This window comes from Curtobacterium sp. MCJR17_055 (assembly GCF_003224335.1).
GTDB lineage: Bacteria > Actinomycetota > Actinomycetes > Actinomycetales > Microbacteriaceae > Curtobacterium.
Window position 1 is genome coordinate 446,942 of record NZ_QKLF01000002.1, and the last position, 17,488, is coordinate 464,429.

The window sequence follows — 17,488 nt, forward strand, 5'->3', positions numbered from 1 at the left end:
GCGTACGGCCCCCGGACGGAGCCCTCCCTGCGGTAGACTGGGACGTGCAGTGTGCGGGTGTTCCGCGCGCAGGCAGGAGCACTCCCGACATGACATCTGAATCTGACGACGACCAGCGAGACCCGCAGAACGACGAGGCCCAGCCGCAGGCCCCGCAGAGCGAACCATCGTACGGCGCAGACCAGATCCAGGTGCTCGAGGGGCTCGAGGCCGTCCGGAAGCGCCCGGGCATGTACATCGGGTCGACCGGTCCGCGTGGTCTCCACCACCTGGTGCAGGAGATCGTCGACAACTCCGTCGACGAAGCCCTGGCCGGGTACTGCGACACGATCGACGTCACCATCCGCGAAGACGGTGGCGTCCGCGTGGTCGACAACGGCCGTGGCATCCCGGTCGACATCCACCCCAACGAGGGCATCTCGACCGTCCAGCTCGTCCTGACCGTCCTGCACGCCGGCGGCAAGTTCGGCGGTGGCGGGTACGCCGTCTCCGGTGGGCTGCACGGTGTCGGGTCCTCCGTCGTCAACGCCCTGTCCAGCGAACTCGACGTCGAGGTCCGTCGGCAGGGCCACGTCTGGCGGCAGAGCTACACGGACGGGGTGCCGGTCGCGCCGCTCTCGCAGGACGAGGCCTCCGACGTGACGGGCACGACCATCACGTTCTGGCCGAACGCCGAGATCTTCGAGTCGGTGGAGTTCGACTACGAGACCCTCCGTACCCGGTTCCAGCAGATGGCCTTCCTCAACAAGGGCCTGCGCATCACCCTCGTGGACGAGCGGACGCCGGCCGAGGGCGAAGAGGCGCGCAAGGACTCCTTCCGCTACGAGCGCGGTCTCGCCGACTACGTCGAGTACCTCAACGCGCAGAAGAAGGCCGACCTCGTGCACCCCGACGTCATCGGGTTCGAGGCCGAGGACCCGGAGCGCAAGATCGCGCTCGAGGTCGCGATGCAGTGGAACACCTCGTACCAGGAGAGCGTCCACACCTTCGCGAACACGATCAACACGCACGAGGGCGGCACGCACGAGGAGGGCTTCCGCGCTGCGCTGACGACCCTCGTGAACCGCTACGCGCGCGAGACGAAGATCATCAAGGAGAAGGACGACAACCTCACGGGTGACGACATCCGCGAGGGCCTGACCGCCGTCATCTCCGTGAAGCTCGGCGAACCGCAGTTCGAGGGCCAGACGAAGACCAAGCTCGGCAACACCGAGGCGAAGTCCTTCGTCCAGCGCGTGGTCGGCACGGAACTCGTGCACTGGTTCGAGAGCAACCCGTCGCAGGCGCGCGACGTGGTCCGCAAGGCGATCCAGGCCTCCCAGGCGCGTCTCGCCGCCCGCAAGGCCCGCGAGACCACCCGCCGCAAGGGCCTCTTGGAGTCCGGCGGCATGCCGGGCAAGCTCAAGGACTGCCAGTCGAAGGACCCGACGCTGTCGGAGATCTTCATGGTCGAGGGTGACTCCGCCGGCGGTTCCGCCGTGCAGGGTCGGAACCCGATGACGCAGGCGATCCTGCCGCTGCGCGGCAAGATCCTCAACGTCGAGAAGGCCCGCCTGGACCGAGCCCTCGCCAACCAGGAGATCCAGTCGATGATCACGGCGTTCGGTGCCGGCATCGGCGAGGACTTCGACCCGGACAAGGCCCGGTACCACAAGATCGTGCTGATGGCCGATGCCGACGTCGACGGCCAGCACATCACCACGCTGCTGCTCACGCTCCTCTTCCGCTACATGCGTCCGCTCATCGAGCGCGGCTACGTGTACCTCGCGCAGCCGCCGCTGTACCGCCTGAAGTGGTCGAACGCCGCGGACCAGTACGTGTTCAGCGACCGGGAGCGCGACGCGATGCTGCAGTCCGGCATCGCCGCAGGCAAGCGCATCCCGAAGGACAACGGGATCCAGCGCTACAAGGGCCTCGGCGAGATGGACTACAAGGAGCTCTGGGACACCACGATGAACCCGGACACCCGCACGCTCCTGCAGGTCACGCTCGAGGACGCCGCCGCGGTGGACAGCGTCTTCGCGACGCTGATGGGCGAGGACGTCGAGTCCCGTCGCCAGTTCATCCAGCAGAACGCGAAGGACGTCCGCTTCTTGGACATCTAGGCCGGGAGACGCGGCGGACGCCGCGTCGACCCGTCCCGACACCTCGTGGTCGCGCCCGGCGTGACCAACGGACGACGAGCCTCCAGGCTGTCAAGGAAGGCAACGCAAGCACATGGCTGACGACAACGAGAACGGCGCCGACGAGCCCGAGATCGTGCACGGCTCGAGCGGGGACATCGTCGTCTCCGGTGACCGCATCTCGCAGGTGGACCTGCAGCTCGAGATGCAGCGCTCGTACCTCGACTACGCGATGTCCGTCATCGTCGGACGCGCCCTGCCGGAGGTCCGCGACGGCCTGAAGCCCGTTCACCGCCGCGTGATCTACGCGATGTACGACGGTGGTTACCGACCGGACCGGGCCTTCTCGAAGTGCTCGCGCGTGGTCGGCGACGTGATGGGCCAGTTCCACCCGCACGGTGACAGCGCCATCTACGACGCACTCGTCCGACTGGTGCAGCCGTGGTCGCTCCGGTACCCGCTCGCGCTCGGTCAGGGCAACTTCGGGTCCCCGGGCAACGACGGCGCCGCGGCCCCGCGGTACACCGAGACCAAGATGGCCCCGCTCGCGCTCGAGATGGTGCGGGACATCGAGGAAGAGACCGTCGACTTCCAGGACAACTACGACGGTCGCACGCAGGAGCCGTCCATCCTGCCGTCGCGCTTCCCGAACCTGCTCGTCAACGGCTCGGTCGGCATCGCGGTCGGTATGGCCACGAACATCCCGCCGCACAACCTGCGCGAGGTCGCCGCCGGCGCGGTGTGGGCGCTCGAGCACCCGGACGCCTCGCGCGAGGAACTCCTCGAGGCGCTCATGCAGCGCATCAAGGGTCCCGACTTCCCGACCGGCGCGCAGATCCTCGGCACCCGGGGCATCGTCGACGCCTACCGGACCGGTCGCGGATCGATCACGATGCGGGCGGTCGTCAACGTCGAGGAGATCCAGGGCCGCACCTGCCTCGTCGTCACCAAACTGCCGTACCAGGTCAACCCCGACAACCTCGCGATCAAGATCGCCGAGCTCGTCAAGGACGGCCGTCTCGCCGGCGTCGCCGACATCCGTGACGAGACCTCCGGCCGCACCGGGCAGCGCCTGGTCATCGTGCTGAAGCGTGACGCGGTCGCCAAGGTCGTGCTCAACAACCTGTACAAGCACACGCAGCTGCAGGAGAACTTCGGCGCGAACATGCTCGCGATCGTCGACGGCGTGCCCCGCACATTGGCGCTCGACGGGTTCATCTCCGCCTGGGTCGACCACCAGATCGAGGTCATCGTCCGGCGGACCCGGTTCCGCCTGCGCGAGGCCGAGAAGCGAGCGCACATCCTGCGCGGGTACCTCGCGGCGCTCGATGCCCTCGACGAGGTCATCGCCCTCATCCGTCGGTCGCCAGACGTCGAGGAGGCCCGCAACGGCCTGATGGAGCTGCTGTCCGTCGACGAGATCCAGGCCCGCGCGATCCTCGAACTCCAGCTGCGTCGTCTGGCCGCACTCGAGCGTCAGAAGATCCACGAGGAGGCCGAGGCGCTCGAGCTCAAGATCGCCGACTTCGAGGACATCCTCGCCCGCCCGGAGCGCCAGCGCTCGATCATCATCGACGAACTCACCGAGATCGTCGACCGCTTCGGTGACGACCGTCGGACCGAGATCATGCTCGGCTTCGACGGCGACATGAGCATGGAAGACCTGATCCCCGAGGAAGAGGTCGTCGTCACCATCACCCGCGGCGGGTACGTCAAGCGCACGCGGAGCGACCAGTACCGCTCGCAGCACCGCGGTGGCCGTGGTGTCCGCGGCGCCCAGCTCCGCGCGGACGACGTCGTCGAGCACTTCTTCGTCACGACGACCCACCACTGGTTGCTGTTCCTCACCGACCAGGGTCGCGTCTACCGGGCGAAGGCGTACGAGCTGCAGGAGGCCGGGCGGGACGCCAAGGGCCAGCACTCGGCGAACCTCCTCGCCATGCAGCCGGACGAGCAGATCCAGCAGGTGCTCGACATCCGCGACTACGAGGCGGCGCAGTACCTCGTCCTCGCCACCGAGCAGGGTCTCGTGAAGAAGACCGCGCTCACCGAGTACGACACGAACCGCACCGGCGGCATCATCGCGATCAACCTGCGCGAGGGCGACAAGCTCCGCTCGGCGCTCCTCGTCGACGAGCACGACGACCTGCTGCTCGTGTCCCGGCACGGCATGTCGCTCCGCTTCACCGCCACGAACGACGCACTCCGGCCGATGGGCCGGTCGACGTCCGGCGTGAAGGGCATGTCCTTCCGCGGCGACGACACCCTGCTCTCGGCCTCGGTCGTCTCGGACGACGGTTTCGTCTGGGTGATGACCGAGGGCGGCTACGCCAAGCGCACGTCCGTCGACCAGTACCGCATCCAGGGACGCGGCGGACTCGGCATCAAGGTCGCCCGTCTGGCGGCCGATCGCGGCGACCTGGTCGGCGCGCTCATCGTCGGTGCGGACGACGAGGTGCTCGTCGTGCTGCAATCGGGCAAGGTGGTAAGGTCTGCCGTGGCCGAGGTCCCCGCCAAGGGACGCGACACGATGGGGGTCGTCTTCGCGAGGTTCGCGGAGAACGACCGGATCATCGCCGTGGCCCGGAACAGTGAGCGGAACCTGGACGACCAGGAGGACGCCGAGATCGAGCCCGCCGGCCCGGTCGAGACCGTCAGCCCGGACGACGCGGTCGCCGACGCCGCCGACGCAGAGCTCGTGGAGGAAGTCTCCGCGGACGCACTGCCCACCGACGCCGAGCCTGCCGAGGCCGGAGAGGACGAGTCAAGCAATGAGTAGTGTCGCCGAGAAGCTCCAGCGGAAGGCGAAGCGGCCCGTCGGCACTCGTCAGGTGCGACTCCGTCTGGTCTACGTCGACTTCTGGTCGATGGTGAAGCTCTCCTTCCTCATCGCCCTGGCCGGCTCGATCGTGATCGTCGTGGCCACGGCGCTGGTGTGGATCATCCTGAACCAGACCGGGGTGTTCGAGCAGATCGACAGCCTGCTGAAGGACGTCACGGGGCAGAACAGCTACTCGATCATGGACCAGTTCTCGCTGGGCCAGGTCCTCGGCTTCTCGGTCGTCGTCGGCATCCTCAACGTCGTGGTCGGGACCGTGCTCGGCGCGATCGTCAGCGTCCTGTACAACCTCAGCGTGCGGATCACGGGCGGCGTGCTCGTGGGCTTCACCAACAACTGACCCGGTCCGGGTGGCGCCCAACGCCTCGATTTCGCTCCAGCGTGATCGTGGGGTAGGCTTTCATCCGGTCTGAGGGGCTATAGCTCAGGCGGTTAGAGCGCTTCGCTGATAACGAAGAGGTCCAAGGTTCAAGTCCTTGTAGCCCCACCACAACTCAACTCCCGCGTCGGAAGTCTCGACGTCGCGACCGGTCTGGTCGCTCCGGGGCCTTAGCTCAGTTGGTAGAGCGCTGCCTTTGCAAGGCAGATGTCAGGAGTTCGAATCTCCTAGGCTCCACTCCCTCTGCGTGAGCTCTGCTCCGCTCGTCCCTCGCTCCGCCGCGGTCGGTCGTCGTGCCGATCGGCGCCGCTGCTCCTGCGTCCTGCCGTGCCGCGCCGCGCCGCGCCGCGCGCTGTCCGTCGAGGTTCCGCAATGTGCTGCTCTCGGCGCTCGAGATGCGCGAATTGTGGAACCTCCACGATCGGGTCACGGCGTGCTGCGGGACCTCGAGCTCCGACATGACGCGGGTCAGGGTGCTCTGATGTGGCCGTGCTCGCTCGGGCATCGGTCCTCGCGGGGTCACCTCGGCGGTCGCAGCGAGGTTGCACGACGTGCCGCGCGCTGTCCGTCGAGGTTCCGAAATGTGCTGCTCTCGGCGCTCGAGGTGCGCTAATTGTGGAACCTCGACGTTGGGGCGGCGGCGAGTCGTGCGACCTCGGGCCGGGTCGGGGTGGGGCAGGGACCGGACGGCGCAGGGCGCCCGGGCCTCCGGGAACGACGAAGGGCCCCGGCGCAGTGCCGGGGCCCTTCGAACGAACCAGGAGGTCAGGCGGCGGGCTTGCCCGCGTTGTCCGCATCGTCGGCAACCCAGAGGTCGTCGTCCGCACGGAGCGTCTGGTACGCGGCGTAGGCAGCGCCCGCGACCGCGACGACACCGACGACGATGAGGGCGACCCCACCGAACCCGATGCCCTTCTTCTGCGGGACGGGAGCCTGCTTGAGGAACTTCCCGCCGCGCTTCTGTGCTTCCTGCACGATCTTCTGCACGCGCGGGTCCTTCGCCAGGTCGCCGACGCTGAGCACGGAGCCCGCGGTCGAGATGAGGCCGGGCACGACCTCCGACTGGAACCGGTGCGAGGCACTCTGCGCTGCAGAGGTCGCGGCGTGCACACCGGTGGCCACCGCGGGACGGAGCCCGTTGTCGATGGCGTTCTGGACGCGGGGAGCGAGGTCCTTCCGGGCAGCATCTGCGGCGTGGCCACGAGCTTCGGCCAGGATCGCGTTCGCGTGCTCCAGGACCTTCCGCTGCTCACCGAGGAGCGTGGCGGTCTTGCCCTTGAGCTTCTTGATCTGCTTCCGACGCTTGCGCGGGATCTCGATCGACATTCGGTACCTCCATGGGTCGACGTGCCCCCATCCTGCCACCAGGACGCCTGACAGGTCACAGATCACCGGCTGTGCGTCCCGTGCACATCCAGCGGCACATGCGAGAATCGGGTCATGTCTCTGCACACCGCTGTCGCAACGATCCACACCAACAAGGGCGACATCCGCGTCAACCTCTTCGGCAACCACGCACCGAAGACCGTCCAGAACTTCGTCGGTCTCGCGACCGGTACGCAGGAGTGGACACACCCCGGCACCGGCAAGGTGTCGACCGACAAGCTCTACGACGGTGTCGTCTTCCACCGCATCATCAAGGACTTCATGATCCAGGGCGGCGACCCGCTCGGCCAGGGCATCGGTGGCCCCGGGTACCGCTTCGACGACGAGATCTCCCCCGAGCTCACGTTCCAGAACCCCTACATCTTCGCCATGGCGAACGCCGGCATCCAGGGCGGCCGTGGCACCAACGGTTCGCAGTTCTTCATCACCACGGTGGCGACCCCGTGGCTCCAGGGCAAGCACACCATCTTCGGCGAGGTCGCGGACGACGAGTCCCGCGCGGTCGTCGACACGATCGAGGGCGTCCAGACGGACGGCCGCGACAAGCCGGTCGAGGACGTCGTCATCCAGAGCATCGACGTCGAGGACGTCTGACCCGAGTGACCGATCCCACCTCGGCGTCGTCGAACACCTGCTACCGGCATCCCGATCGGCAGAGCTTCGTGCTCTGCCAGCGCTGCGGGCGGACCATCTGCCCGGAGTGCCAGACGCCGGCGGCGGTCGGGGTGCACTGCCCCGAGTGCGTCCGTGAGCAGCGGGCGAAGTTCACGGAGAACCGTCGGGCTTCCGGCCCGAGCAGCCTGACCGTCGCGCGGCGCCGCTTCGCGATGCTCGACCAGAAGGCGACGGTCGTCCTGATCGCCGTCTCGGTGGTCGTCTGGTTGCTCGACCGGCTGTCCGGGGGCTTCCTGGCGCAGTGGCTCGCGTACAACTCGGCGCTCCTGCCGACGCAGCCGTGGCGCATCGTCACTGTGCTGTTCGTGCACTCGGGTGTCTTCCACATCCTGTTCAACATGTGGGCGCTGTTCATCTTCGGACGGATGCTCGAGAACATGCTCGGCACGTGGCGGTTCCTGGCGCTGTACGTCATCTCCGGGATCGCCGGGTCGATGCTCGTGACGTTCCTGGCTCCCGGCACCTGGGTGGTCGGGGCGTCGGGCGCCGTCTTCGGACTGTTCGCGGCGTTCTTCGTCCTGCAGCGCAGCCTGGGCAACAACGCGGTCCAGTTGCTCGTGATCATCGGCCTGAACCTGGTGATCGGGTTCCTGCCCGGGACCAACATCTCCTGGCAGGCGCACGTCGGCGGCGTCCTGGCGGGCTTCGTCACCGGGTTCGTCTTCGCGCGGACGCGGAACGTGCGCCAGCGTGGGCTGCAGGCCACCCTGCTCGGCCTGGAGGCCGTGGTCGCCATCGCGCTCTGCTTCGTCGGGTACGCACTCACCTCCGCCTGAGACAGCTCGGCACCATCTCGAGAACGCCCCGTCGCCTCAGCGACGGGGCGTTCTCACGTTCGCTGCCGGCTGTCCTGCCCGGCGCACTTCTGCGGAGGGACGGGATGCCGCGGTTGTCCACACCATCCGCAGGACTTCTCCACAGGTGTGGACAAACCAGTGAGTTACAGCGGTGTGATTATCCCCACTGTGGAAGAGGCTGTGGACAACTCCCTGACGGGGGTGTGGAGCGATGTGTGGAGAACCGGCTGATCTGTGGAGAAGCACTGCCGAGCCTCCCGTCCGGCGCGTGAAGAGCGACGAGCTTGTGGAGAAACGACGACGCCCGCCGCACCAGCGGGTGCGACGGGCGTCGATCGGGCAGTGGCGCTCAGCGCCACCGCGTGGTCATCAGGAAGCCGACGAACATGATGCCGAAGCCGATGAGGATGTTCCAGGAGTTCAGCGTCGGGACCGGGAGCGTGCCGCCGGAGACGTAGAAGACGATCACCCACGCGAGGCCGATGAGCATGAAGCCGAACATGACCGGCTTGAACCACACGGGGTTGGGCTGGTCCCCCGCGGTGTCCACCGAGTCGGCTCGGGTCGTCCGGGCGGGCTTGGTGCGGTCCTTGTCCATGGCCATGGCCGGTATCCTACCGTCACCAGGCGTGAGCGCGGGCCGACGGAGGCTGCTCACATCCCCCACGAGTACGGTGAACGGCCCATGACCAAGATCCTCGTCGTCGACAACTACGACAGCTTCGTGTACACCCTCAACGGCTACGTCCAGCAGCTCGGTGCCGACACCGACGTGGTGCGCAACGACGCCTTCCCGGAGGACGAGATCGCGGACCGGATCGCCGAGTACGACGGCGTCCTGCTGTCGCCCGGCCCTGGCACCCCGGCGGACGCGGGCGTCTCGATCCCGACCGTCCGTGCGGCCATCGCCGCCGACAAGCCCCTGCTCGGCGTGTGCCTCGGGCACCAGGCCATCGCGGAGGCGCTCGGAGCGACCGTCACCCACGCCGAGGAGCTCATGCACGGCAAGACCTCGCAGGTGGACCACGACGACAGCGTGCTGTTCTCGGGTGTCCCGCACCCCTTCACCGCGACTCGGTACCACTCGCTGGCCATCGTCGACGGCACCGTCCCGGACGAGTTGACCGTGACGGCACGGACCGCCGGCGGCGTCATCATGGGCGTGCAGCACCGCGGCGCCCCGGTGTACGGCGTGCAGTTCCACCCGGAGTCGGTGCTCACCGAGGGCGGCTACCGCATGGTGGGCAACTGGCTCGAGACGACCGGCCTCGGCGGCGCAGCGGAGCGTGCAGCCGGGCTCGGACCGCTCATCACGGGCCGCTAGTCAGACCGGGCGGTCAGTCGTCCCCGTCGTCGTCGCCCTGGAACCCGGCGCCGTTCCCACCGTCGTCCCCGCCCGACGGTGCCGCGGGTACGTCCGGCCGACGGGTGGGCTGGACGGACGCCGCGCAGTACGTCAGGACGACCGTGCTGCCCTGTGGGACGTCGCCGCGCGGGACGCTCTGCTGCGTGACGGTGTTGCCCGCGCAGACGTTCGTGGGCGACCCCTGCACCGTGAGGCCGAGGCCGCGCAGGGTCGAGTCGGCCGTGGTGAACGGCTGCTGGGTCACGTCGGGGAGCTGGACCTTGCCGTTCGACACGACCAGGTCGATGACCGAGCCCTTCGGGAGCGTGCCGCCGGAAGCCGGGTCCGTGCTCATGACGGTGCCTTCGGGGATCGTGGCCGAGTAGTCGGAGGTGACGGCACCGACCACGAACCCGGCGTCCTCGAGCTGCTCCGTCGCGGCGTCCTGCGCGGCCGAGCCGACGTCCGGGACGGTGACCTCCTCGGGGCCGGTCGAGTACACGACGCGGACCTCCTGCTTGCGGGCGACCGACGTCCCCGATCCGGGCTCCGACCGGATGACGTCGTTCTTGGGGACGTCGTCGGAGGACTCCCCGACACCCACCGGTGTCAACCCGCGCGTGAGGAGTCGTTGGCGCGCGTCCTTGTAGGTCTGCCCGGCGACGGACGGCACCTTGATCGAGGAGCTGACCGGGGGCTTGCCCGGCTCGAGGTTCACGACGAAGTACGCGACCGCTGCGATGACGGCGATCGTCAGGAGGATGCCGAGCCAGATCCACGCCACCGGCGGGCGGTTCTGGGTGCGCTGGGGCGGCCGTTCCTGCGTCTCGTCGAGCTCACGGAACGCCACGTCGGCGGTGGCCGCCGCTCGCGGGTTGACCCCGAACAGCAGGGAGGCGTCGTCGGCCGCGGCCGCGGCGAGCTTCTTCGACGAGGTGGGCACGTGACCAGCGGCCGCCTGCTGCAGGTCGCGACGGAACTCCGCCGCGTTCTGGAAGCGTCGGGTGCGGTCCTTCACGAGGGCGTGCAGTGTGACGGCATCGAGCGCCGGTGACACGGTGGTCGTGATGGTCGACGGCGCGACCGGCTGCTCGCTGACGTGCTGGTACGCGACCGCGACCGGTGAGGCCCCGAGGAACGGCGGCCGGCCGGTCAGGAGCTCGAACAGCACGATGCCGGTCGAGTAGAGGTCCGTCCGGGCGTCGACGAGCTCGCCGCGCGCTTGTTCCGGTGAGAAGTACGACGCGGTGCCGAGGATCGACGTGGTCTGCGCCACCGTGGCCGACGTGTCCGTGATGGCGCGGGCGATGCCGAAGTCCATCACCTTCACCTGGCCGGAGTGCGTGATCATCACGTTCGCGGGCTTGATGTCCCGGTGGACGACGCCGGCCCGGTGCGAGAACTCGAGGGCGGTCAGGATGCCCTCGACGATGCGGGCCGCTTCCTCCTGCACGACCGGACCCTCGGCCACGATCTCGCTGAGCGGACGCCCCTCGACGAACTCCATGACGATGAAGGGGACCTGCACCTCCGAGCCCGTGGACTCGCGGACGGTCTCCTCGCCGGCGTCGTAGACGCGGACGATGGTCGGGTGCGCCATGCGGGCAGCCGCCTGGGCCTCCTGCCGGAACCGCGTGCGGAAGGCCGGGTCGTTGGCCAGGCTCGGCTTGAGCAGCTTCACGGCGACCCGCCGACCCAGTCGAGTGTCGGTCCCGACGTGGACGGTGGCCATGCCCCCTCGACCGATGACCTCACCGATCTCGTAGCGGTTGGCGAGGAGCGTGATCCCCGCGGTCACACCTTCTGGCACGTACTCCTCCGAATGTCCGTCCGGGCAAGTGTACGGCAGGGGTTTCTGGTGAGACCCTGGCCGGCGGCCTCCCGGAGTCAACCGTTACCGGAACGTGGCGAGGCCCCGACACGGATCGTGTCGGGGCCTCGGAACGGCTCTTCCGTCGCGTCAGTCCTGCGGCGTCGCCGTCGGCGTCGGCGCGTCGGTCGGCTCCTGCGGCTGCACCCACGTGGCCGTCGCCGGGTCCGAGCTGCTGGACGCGGCGAGGTTGCCACAGGTGACCGTGTACGACAGCGTCACGTCGTTGCCGGGCTGGTCGGCCTGGATGTCGACGGACGTCTCCGACGTGTCGCCGCTCGTCGCGCCGGACCCGTCCTTGCCGCCCGAGACCGTCCAGGAGTACTTCGAGACGGTGTACCCGGTCGGGCAGGTCGCGGTGGACCAGCTGAACGTCACGGCGCCGGTGGCCGAGACAGCGCCCGCGCTCGGCGTGTTCGGCTTGTTGACCGACGGCGGTGCGGTGTACTCCCGCAGGGTCACGAGCGCGCCCTCGGCGAGGCTCCCGGTGGGGCTGATCGACTGCACGGTGTTCGCCTGCTCGGCGGCGGCGGCCGGGTCGCCGTCCTGCACCTGCACGTCGAAGCCGAGCCCCTGGAGCTCCGAGCGGACCTCGGCGGTCGGACGTCCGACGTAGTCGCCGGGGTTGATCGTCGTCCGCACCACGGTCGGCTGGGGTGCCGTGGTCGGTTCCTGGCTGGGTGTCCTCGTCCGGCTGGGCGCCGATGACGGGGCCGGGTCGGGATCGGGACCGGCGTCCTGGTCCCGGTTCGCGAACACGACACCGCCGATGACGAGTGCCGCGACGACCACGGCCGCGATGACCCACCAGATCCAGGCGCGGCTCTTCCGCTCGTCGTCCTCGTCCTCCGGCCCGACGGGCGTCCGAGGGGCGCCGCCGACCACGGGGGCGTTCGGCTGGGTGCCGATCAGGGCCGTGGCGTCGTCGTTCCCGGCGGGTGGGTTGAAGGCGACGGTCCCGGCGCCGGCGAGGGCGGGCACGGCCACGGTCGCCGCGGCGACGTCACCGCGACGGAGGGCCTGGGCGGCGCGCGCGAGGTTCGCGGCCGTGGCCGGACGGTCGGCGGGCTTCTTCGCGATGCAGGACATCACGAGTGCCGCCACCGGCTCCGGGACCGTGCCCGGGAGCGCCGGCGGCTGCTCGTTGATGTGCGCCATCGCGATCGCGACCTGCGACTCGCCCGTGAAGGGTCGGCGTCCGGCCAGGCACTCGTACGCGACGATGCCGAGGGAGTAGATGTCCGTCGAGGGGGAGGCGGGGTGACCGCTCGCCTGCTCGGGCGAGAGGTACTGGACCGTGCCCATGACCTGGCCCGTGGCCGTCAGCGGGACCTGGTCCGCGATGCGGGCGATCCCGAAGTCGGTGATCTTCACGCGGCCGTCCGGGGTGATGAGCAGGTTCCCCGGCTTGATGTCGCGGTGCACCAGTCCGACCGCGTGCGCGGCCTGCAGCGCGTTCGCCGTCTGCGCGACGATGTCGAGGACCTTGTCCACCGGGAGGGTGTGCTCCCGCTCGATCATCGTGGAGAGCGCCTCGCCCGGGACGAGCTCCATCACGAGGTAGGCGCTGCCGTCCTCCTCGCCGTAGTCGAAGACGTTGGCGATGCCCTCGTGGTTGACGAGTGCGGCGTGCCGGGCCTCCGCGCGGAACCGCTCGAGGAACCCGGGGTCGCCGAGGTACTCGTCCTTGAGGATCTTCAGGGCGACGGTGCGACCGATGACCAGGTCGGTCGCCTGCCACACCTCTCCCATGCCGCCGATGGCGACGCGGGACGAGAGCTGGTACCGCCCACCGAAGGTGAGTCCGCTGGTGGGTCTCATTTGTTCAGCACCGCCTCCATGACTTTCTTCGCGACGGGAGCCGCGACCGTGTTGCCGACCCCGGACTGCCCGAGCCCGCCGCCGTTCCCGACGACCACGGCGACCGCGACCTCCGGGTCCTTCGCCGGGGCGAAGCCCGTGAACCAGAGTGTGTACGGGTCACCCGTGCCGCCCTCGGCGGTGCCGGTCTTGCCCGCGACGTCGACCCCGTCGATCTTCGCATTCGTTCCCGTCCCGGCGGCGACGACGCTCTGCATCGCCTCGGTGAGGTCGGCCGCCTGGCCGGACGACAGGGGAGCGCTGAACTGCTGGGGGGTGAAGGACTCGACGGTCTTCAGGTCGCTCGTCTCGATCGACTCGATGAGCGACGGCTTCATCACCCGACCACCGTTCGCGATGCCGGAGGCCACCATCGCCATCTGCAGCGGGGTCACCCGGTCGTTGGCCTGGCCGAACGCGCTGAGCATCAGCTGCGCGGTGGACTCCGGCTCCGGGTACTGGCTCGGTGTAGCTGAGGTCGGGATGTCGATGACGTCGCCGAACCCGTAGGCGTCGGCGGTCTTCTTGATCGTGTCGTACCCGAGCTTCTGACCGAGTTCCGCGAAGGGGATGTTGCACGAGTACTGGATCGCGACGCGCAGCTTCACCTCGTCGCCACCACCACAGCTGCCGCCCTCGGCGTTGTTGATCCGCGAGCTCGTGCCCGGGAGCGTCAGGGTCGACGGGTTCGGCAGCGTCGAGTCGAGGGTGAAGTCCCCGCTCGCCAGGGCGGCCGAGGCCACGACGAGCTTGAAGACCGACCCGGGGGTGTACAGGTCACCGGCGATCGCACGGTTCTGCAGCGGCTTGGACGCGTCGGCCTCGAGTGCCTGGTACCGCGCGATCACCTCGTCGGTGTCGTGCGACGTCAGCGTGTTCGGGTCGTACCCGGGCTTCGACACCATCGCGAGGATCTTGCCGGTCTTCGGCTGGATCGCGACGACCGCGCCGGTGTTCGCGCCGAGGGCGTCGTACGCGGCCCGCTGCACGTCCGGGTCGATCGTCAGGTTGACGTTGTCGCCCCGGACGTCCTGGCCGGTCAGGATCGCGTTGAGGTTCTGGAAGAAGGACTCGTCGGAGTTGCCCGACAGGACGGCGTTCTCGGCGCTCTCGATGCCGGTGTTGCCCTGGCCGATCGTGAAGTGCCCGGTGACGGCGGAGTAGAGCTCGCCGTCGGTGTACTCGCGCTGGTACTGGTACTGGTCGTCGACCGCGGTGGACTGCGCGATGGGCTTGCCGTCGACCAGGATCGCACCACGCCTGGTCGAGTAACTGTCCAGGATGGTTCGAGAGTTCCTGGAGTCCGCGCGGAGCGAGTCCGCCGAGAAGAACTGGATCGACGTCGTCGACACGAACAGGGCCACGAACATGAGCACGATCACGGTCGAGACGCCGCGGAGTTGGCGGTTCATCGGCGCTCCTTCCTGGGTCGGCGGCGGCCGGTGTCGCCCCGCTCGGCGACCGCACCCTGCTGGATGCGCTGCTCGGCGGGGATGGAGTCAGTCAGCCGCAGCAGCATCGCCGCGATGATCCAGTTCGCCACGAGGGACGAACCACCGGCCGCCATGAACGGCGTCGTGAGGCCGGTGACCGGGATGATCCGGGTGATGCCGCCGACGACCACGAAGACCTGCAGGGCGATCGTGAACCCGAAGCCGATCCCGAGCAGCTTGCCGAAGTCGTCCTGCGCCATGAAGCCGACGCGGATGCCGCGGGAGACGAGGACCACGAAGAGCCCGAGGATCGCGAAGACCCCGATGAGCCCGAGCTCCTCGCCGAGGGAGGCGATGATGTAGTCGGCGTTGGCGACCGGCGTGATGTACGGGCGGCCCTGGCCGAGGCCGGTGCCCGTGATGCCGCCGTTCGCGAAGCCGAAGAGCCCCTGCACGAGCTGGTAGCTGCCCTGGGTCTGCCGCAGGAAGATCTGCTGGTCGAACGGGTCGAGCCACTGCTCGAACCGGCCCTGCACGTACACGAGGGCGCTCGCCGCTGCGAGGGCACCGCCGATGAACAGCCCGAGCCCGATGACGACCCAGCCGAGGCGCGCCGTCGCGACGTAGATCATCACGAGGAACAGGCCGAAGTAGAGCAGCGCCGTGCCGAGGTCGCGCTGGAACACCAGCACGCTCATGGCGGCGCCCCAGACGATGAGGATCGGGCCGAGGTCACGGGCCCGCGGGAAGGTCATCCCGAGGAACTTCTTGCCGACGATCGACAGGCTGTCCCGCGCGGTCACCAGGTAACCGGCGAAGAACAGGGCCATCGTGATCTTCGCGAGCTCGCCGGGCTGGAACGAGAACGGTCCGATCTGGATCCAGACGCGGGCCCCGCCGATGTTCGTCCCGATCCCGGGCAGCATCGGCAGCAGGAGCAGCGCGATGGTGAGCAGCATGAAAATGTAGCGGTAGCGCTGCAGGAACCGGTGGTTCCGGACGAGCAGCAGCGTCGCGATGGCGAGCACCATGGCGAGCAGGGTCCAGACGATCTGCTTGACACCGATCGCGTCCCACCCGGTGTCGCCGTTGTGGATGTCGATCCGGTAGATCTCGGCGATCCCGATGCCGTTGAGCACGAGCGCGACCGGCAGGACGAAGGGGTCGGCGTTCTTCGCGACGACCCGGAGCACGACGTGCATCACGAGGGCGAGCCCGAGGATCGCCGCACCGGTCCACAACACCGACGTGTCGAAGACCCTGCCCTTCGTGCCGAGCTGCACCAGGACCATCGCGCCGGCGCAGATGCCGCACGCGATGACGAGCAGCACGAGTTCGAGGTTCCGGGCGCGCGCGGGCTCGCGGAGCTTGATCGTGATCGCCTGGGTCAGCGACGGTGCGGTCGTGGCGCTCATCGTGCGCTCCTGGACGGGGAGGGGGACGGCGACGGGCTACGCGTCGACGACGGGCCGGGCGAAGGTGAGGACGACGGACGGTCGCCGGAGCCGCCGGTGCCGCTCTGGTCCTGGCCGGTCTCGGCCGCCGTGCGCAGTCGCTCGACGATCTCGCGGGCGTCGTCGAGGGACGTCGCGTTGATCGTGGAGCGGACGTTGTCACGCGTGAAGTCGGGGAGTTCGGCGATCGCGATGTCGGTGTCCTCGTAGACCTCGGACAGGGACACCGGCCCGATGGTCTGCTGGACGCCCTTGTAGATCGCGACCGAGCCGCCGTCGGTGCCCACGTAGTAGTGGTCCTGCACGATGCGGTAGCCGATGAACACCGCTCCGACGAGGACCAGGACCGCCACGACGAGCGCGACCGACCACGAGATGCGACGGCGGATGCGGCGACGACGGTCCTCGGCGATGAGCTCGGCGAAGTACTGGTCCGACTCGGGCTCGAAGTGCGAGTCCTCCGGGGCGGTGGAGACCTTGAGCGGGTGCAGCAGGATCGTGGGGAGGCGGATCGGCTTCCGGCCGGTGGGCGCCTCGAACGTCAGCGGGGCCGCGGCGGACCCGACGGTGGTGGCCGCGTCGTCGTCCTCGCCGGGCTCGGAGTCGGTGACGTCGAGCACGACGACGGTGACGTTGTCGGGCGCGCCGTGGTCGAGCGTCTCCTTGACGAGGCGCTGCGTCACCTGGTTCGCGTCCATCGAGGACGCGAGGGCGTGCCGGATGCGCTCCTCGGCCAGGTACGAGGACAGGCCGTCGGAACAGAGCAGCCAGCGGTCGCCGGGGCGGATGTCCATGACCGCCGTGTCGACCTCGGGCGCCGCGTCGACGTCGCCGAGGACGCGCATCAGCACGGAGCGCCGAGGGTGCACGGCGGCTTCCTCGGGCGTGATCCGACCGCTGTCGACGAGCCGCTGCACGAAGGTGTGGTCGGACGTGATCTGCTGCAGTTCGCCGTCGCGCCAGCGGTAGATCCGTGAGTCGCCGATGTGCGCGATCGCGAGCTGGTCGCCGACGCGGATCATGGCGCTCACCGTGGTGCCCATGCCGGTGAGCTCCTGGTGCTCGAACACGGTCTCGGTGATGAGCTGGTTCGCGGCGATCAGGGCGGACTGCAGGGCGAACTCGGCGTCGTGCGCGGAGGTGAACTCGCGGTCGACCTCGCGGATGCGACGGATCGCGATCGCCGATGCCACGTCACCGCCGGCGTGCCCGCCCATGCCGTCGGCCACCGCGAACAGGTGCTGCCCGGCGTAACCGGAGTCCTGGTTGTTCGCGCGGATGCGCCCCACGTGGGACACAGCGGCGCTCAGCGTGCGAGCCGGCATCC

General features: G+C 68.9%; 13 protein-coding genes and 2 tRNA genes. 8 read left to right on the forward strand and 7 right to left on the reverse strand.

Annotated elements, in window-relative coordinates:
* Window positions 1–89 precede the first annotated feature (89 nt).
* The 5 genes from gyrB (at window position 90) to DEJ16_RS06170 (ending at window position 5,578) form a co-directional block, all read left to right on the forward strand.
* Window positions 90–2,105 carry a DNA topoisomerase (ATP-hydrolyzing) subunit B gene (gene gyrB, locus DEJ16_RS06150; RefSeq protein ID WP_110825769.1) on the forward strand — a complete coding sequence of 672 codons (2,016 nt, stop codon included), beginning with the start codon at window positions 90–92 and terminating at the stop codon, window positions 2,103–2,105.
* 112 nt (window positions 2,106–2,217) lie between these two features.
* Window positions 2,218–4,902, forward strand: coding sequence for a DNA gyrase subunit A (gene gyrA, locus DEJ16_RS06155; protein WP_181419480.1), 2,685 nt, complete (start codon window positions 2,218–2,220; stop codon window positions 4,900–4,902).
* Window positions 4,895–5,302, forward strand: a complete 408-nt coding sequence (locus DEJ16_RS06160) for a DUF3566 domain-containing protein (RefSeq protein WP_110825768.1) — start codon at window positions 4,895–4,897, stop codon at window positions 5,300–5,302. Before gyrA ends, DEJ16_RS06160 begins: the two co-directional genes overlap by 8 nt.
* 73 nt (window positions 5,303–5,375) lie before the next feature.
* A tRNA-Ile gene (locus tag DEJ16_RS06165) sits at window positions 5,376–5,452 on the forward strand.
* A gap of 53 nt (window positions 5,453–5,505) precedes the next feature.
* Window positions 5,506–5,578 (forward strand) — tRNA-Ala (locus DEJ16_RS06170).
* Window positions 5,579–6,106: 528 nt separating this feature from the next.
* Here the strand turns inward: DEJ16_RS06170 and DEJ16_RS06175 are convergent.
* Window positions 6,107–6,667, reverse strand: a complete 561-nt coding sequence (locus DEJ16_RS06175; protein ID WP_110825767.1) for a hypothetical protein — start codon at window positions 6,665–6,667, stop codon at window positions 6,107–6,109.
* 114 nt (window positions 6,668–6,781) lie between these two features.
* Between DEJ16_RS06175 and DEJ16_RS06180 the strand changes: the two genes are divergently transcribed.
* The gene (locus DEJ16_RS06180; protein WP_110825766.1) at window positions 6,782–7,321 is read left to right on the forward strand and encodes a peptidylprolyl isomerase; all 540 of its coding nucleotides are present in this window, start codon (window positions 6,782–6,784) and stop codon (window positions 7,319–7,321) included.
* A 5-nt stretch (window positions 7,322–7,326) separates the two neighbouring features.
* Window positions 7,327–8,178, forward strand: coding sequence for a rhomboid family intramembrane serine protease (locus DEJ16_RS06185; RefSeq protein ID WP_110825765.1), 852 nt, complete (start codon window positions 7,327–7,329; stop codon window positions 8,176–8,178).
* 370 nt (window positions 8,179–8,548) lie between these two features.
* On the opposite strand, the gene DEJ16_RS06190 is transcribed toward DEJ16_RS06185, so the two are convergent.
* Complete coding sequence (locus DEJ16_RS06190; protein WP_110825764.1) at window positions 8,549–8,803, reverse strand: cell division protein CrgA; 255 nt, start codon at window positions 8,801–8,803, stop codon at window positions 8,549–8,551.
* An 81-nt stretch (window positions 8,804–8,884) separates the two neighbouring features.
* Between DEJ16_RS06190 and DEJ16_RS06195 the strand changes: the two genes are divergently transcribed.
* Window positions 8,885–9,523 carry an aminodeoxychorismate/anthranilate synthase component II gene (locus DEJ16_RS06195; RefSeq protein ID WP_110825763.1) on the forward strand — a complete coding sequence of 213 codons (639 nt, stop codon included), beginning with the start codon at window positions 8,885–8,887 and terminating at the stop codon, window positions 9,521–9,523.
* Between the two features lie 13 nt (window positions 9,524–9,536).
* On the opposite strand, the gene pknB is transcribed toward DEJ16_RS06195, so the two are convergent.
* The 5 genes from pknB to DEJ16_RS06220 form a co-directional block, all read right to left on the reverse strand.
* Window positions 9,537–11,354: a Stk1 family PASTA domain-containing Ser/Thr kinase gene (pknB, locus tag DEJ16_RS06200; protein WP_258365842.1), complete on the reverse strand. Its 1,818-nt coding sequence runs from the start codon at window positions 11,352–11,354 to the stop codon at window positions 9,537–9,539.
* A gap of 150 nt (window positions 11,355–11,504) precedes the next feature.
* Window positions 11,505–13,235 (reverse strand): serine/threonine-protein kinase, encoded by a 1,731-nt coding sequence (locus DEJ16_RS06205; protein ID WP_110825761.1) that lies wholly within the window; start codon window positions 13,233–13,235, stop codon window positions 11,505–11,507.
* The gene (locus DEJ16_RS06210) at window positions 13,232–14,686 is read right to left on the reverse strand and encodes a penicillin-binding protein 2 (protein ID WP_110825760.1); all 1,455 of its coding nucleotides are present in this window, start codon (window positions 14,684–14,686) and stop codon (window positions 13,232–13,234) included. The genes DEJ16_RS06205 and DEJ16_RS06210 overlap by 4 nt, the downstream gene beginning before the upstream one ends.
* Window positions 14,683–16,122 (reverse strand): FtsW/RodA/SpoVE family cell cycle protein, encoded by a 1,440-nt coding sequence (locus tag DEJ16_RS06215; RefSeq protein WP_110825759.1) that lies wholly within the window; start codon window positions 16,120–16,122, stop codon window positions 14,683–14,685. Before DEJ16_RS06215 ends, DEJ16_RS06210 begins: the two co-directional genes overlap by 4 nt.
* A complete protein-coding gene (locus tag DEJ16_RS06220) occupies window positions 16,119–17,486 on the reverse strand; it encodes a Stp1/IreP family PP2C-type Ser/Thr phosphatase (RefSeq protein WP_110825758.1) in 1,368 nt (455 codons plus the stop codon). Before DEJ16_RS06220 ends, DEJ16_RS06215 begins: the two co-directional genes overlap by 4 nt.
* Between the last annotated feature and the right edge of the window lie 2 nt (window positions 17,487–17,488).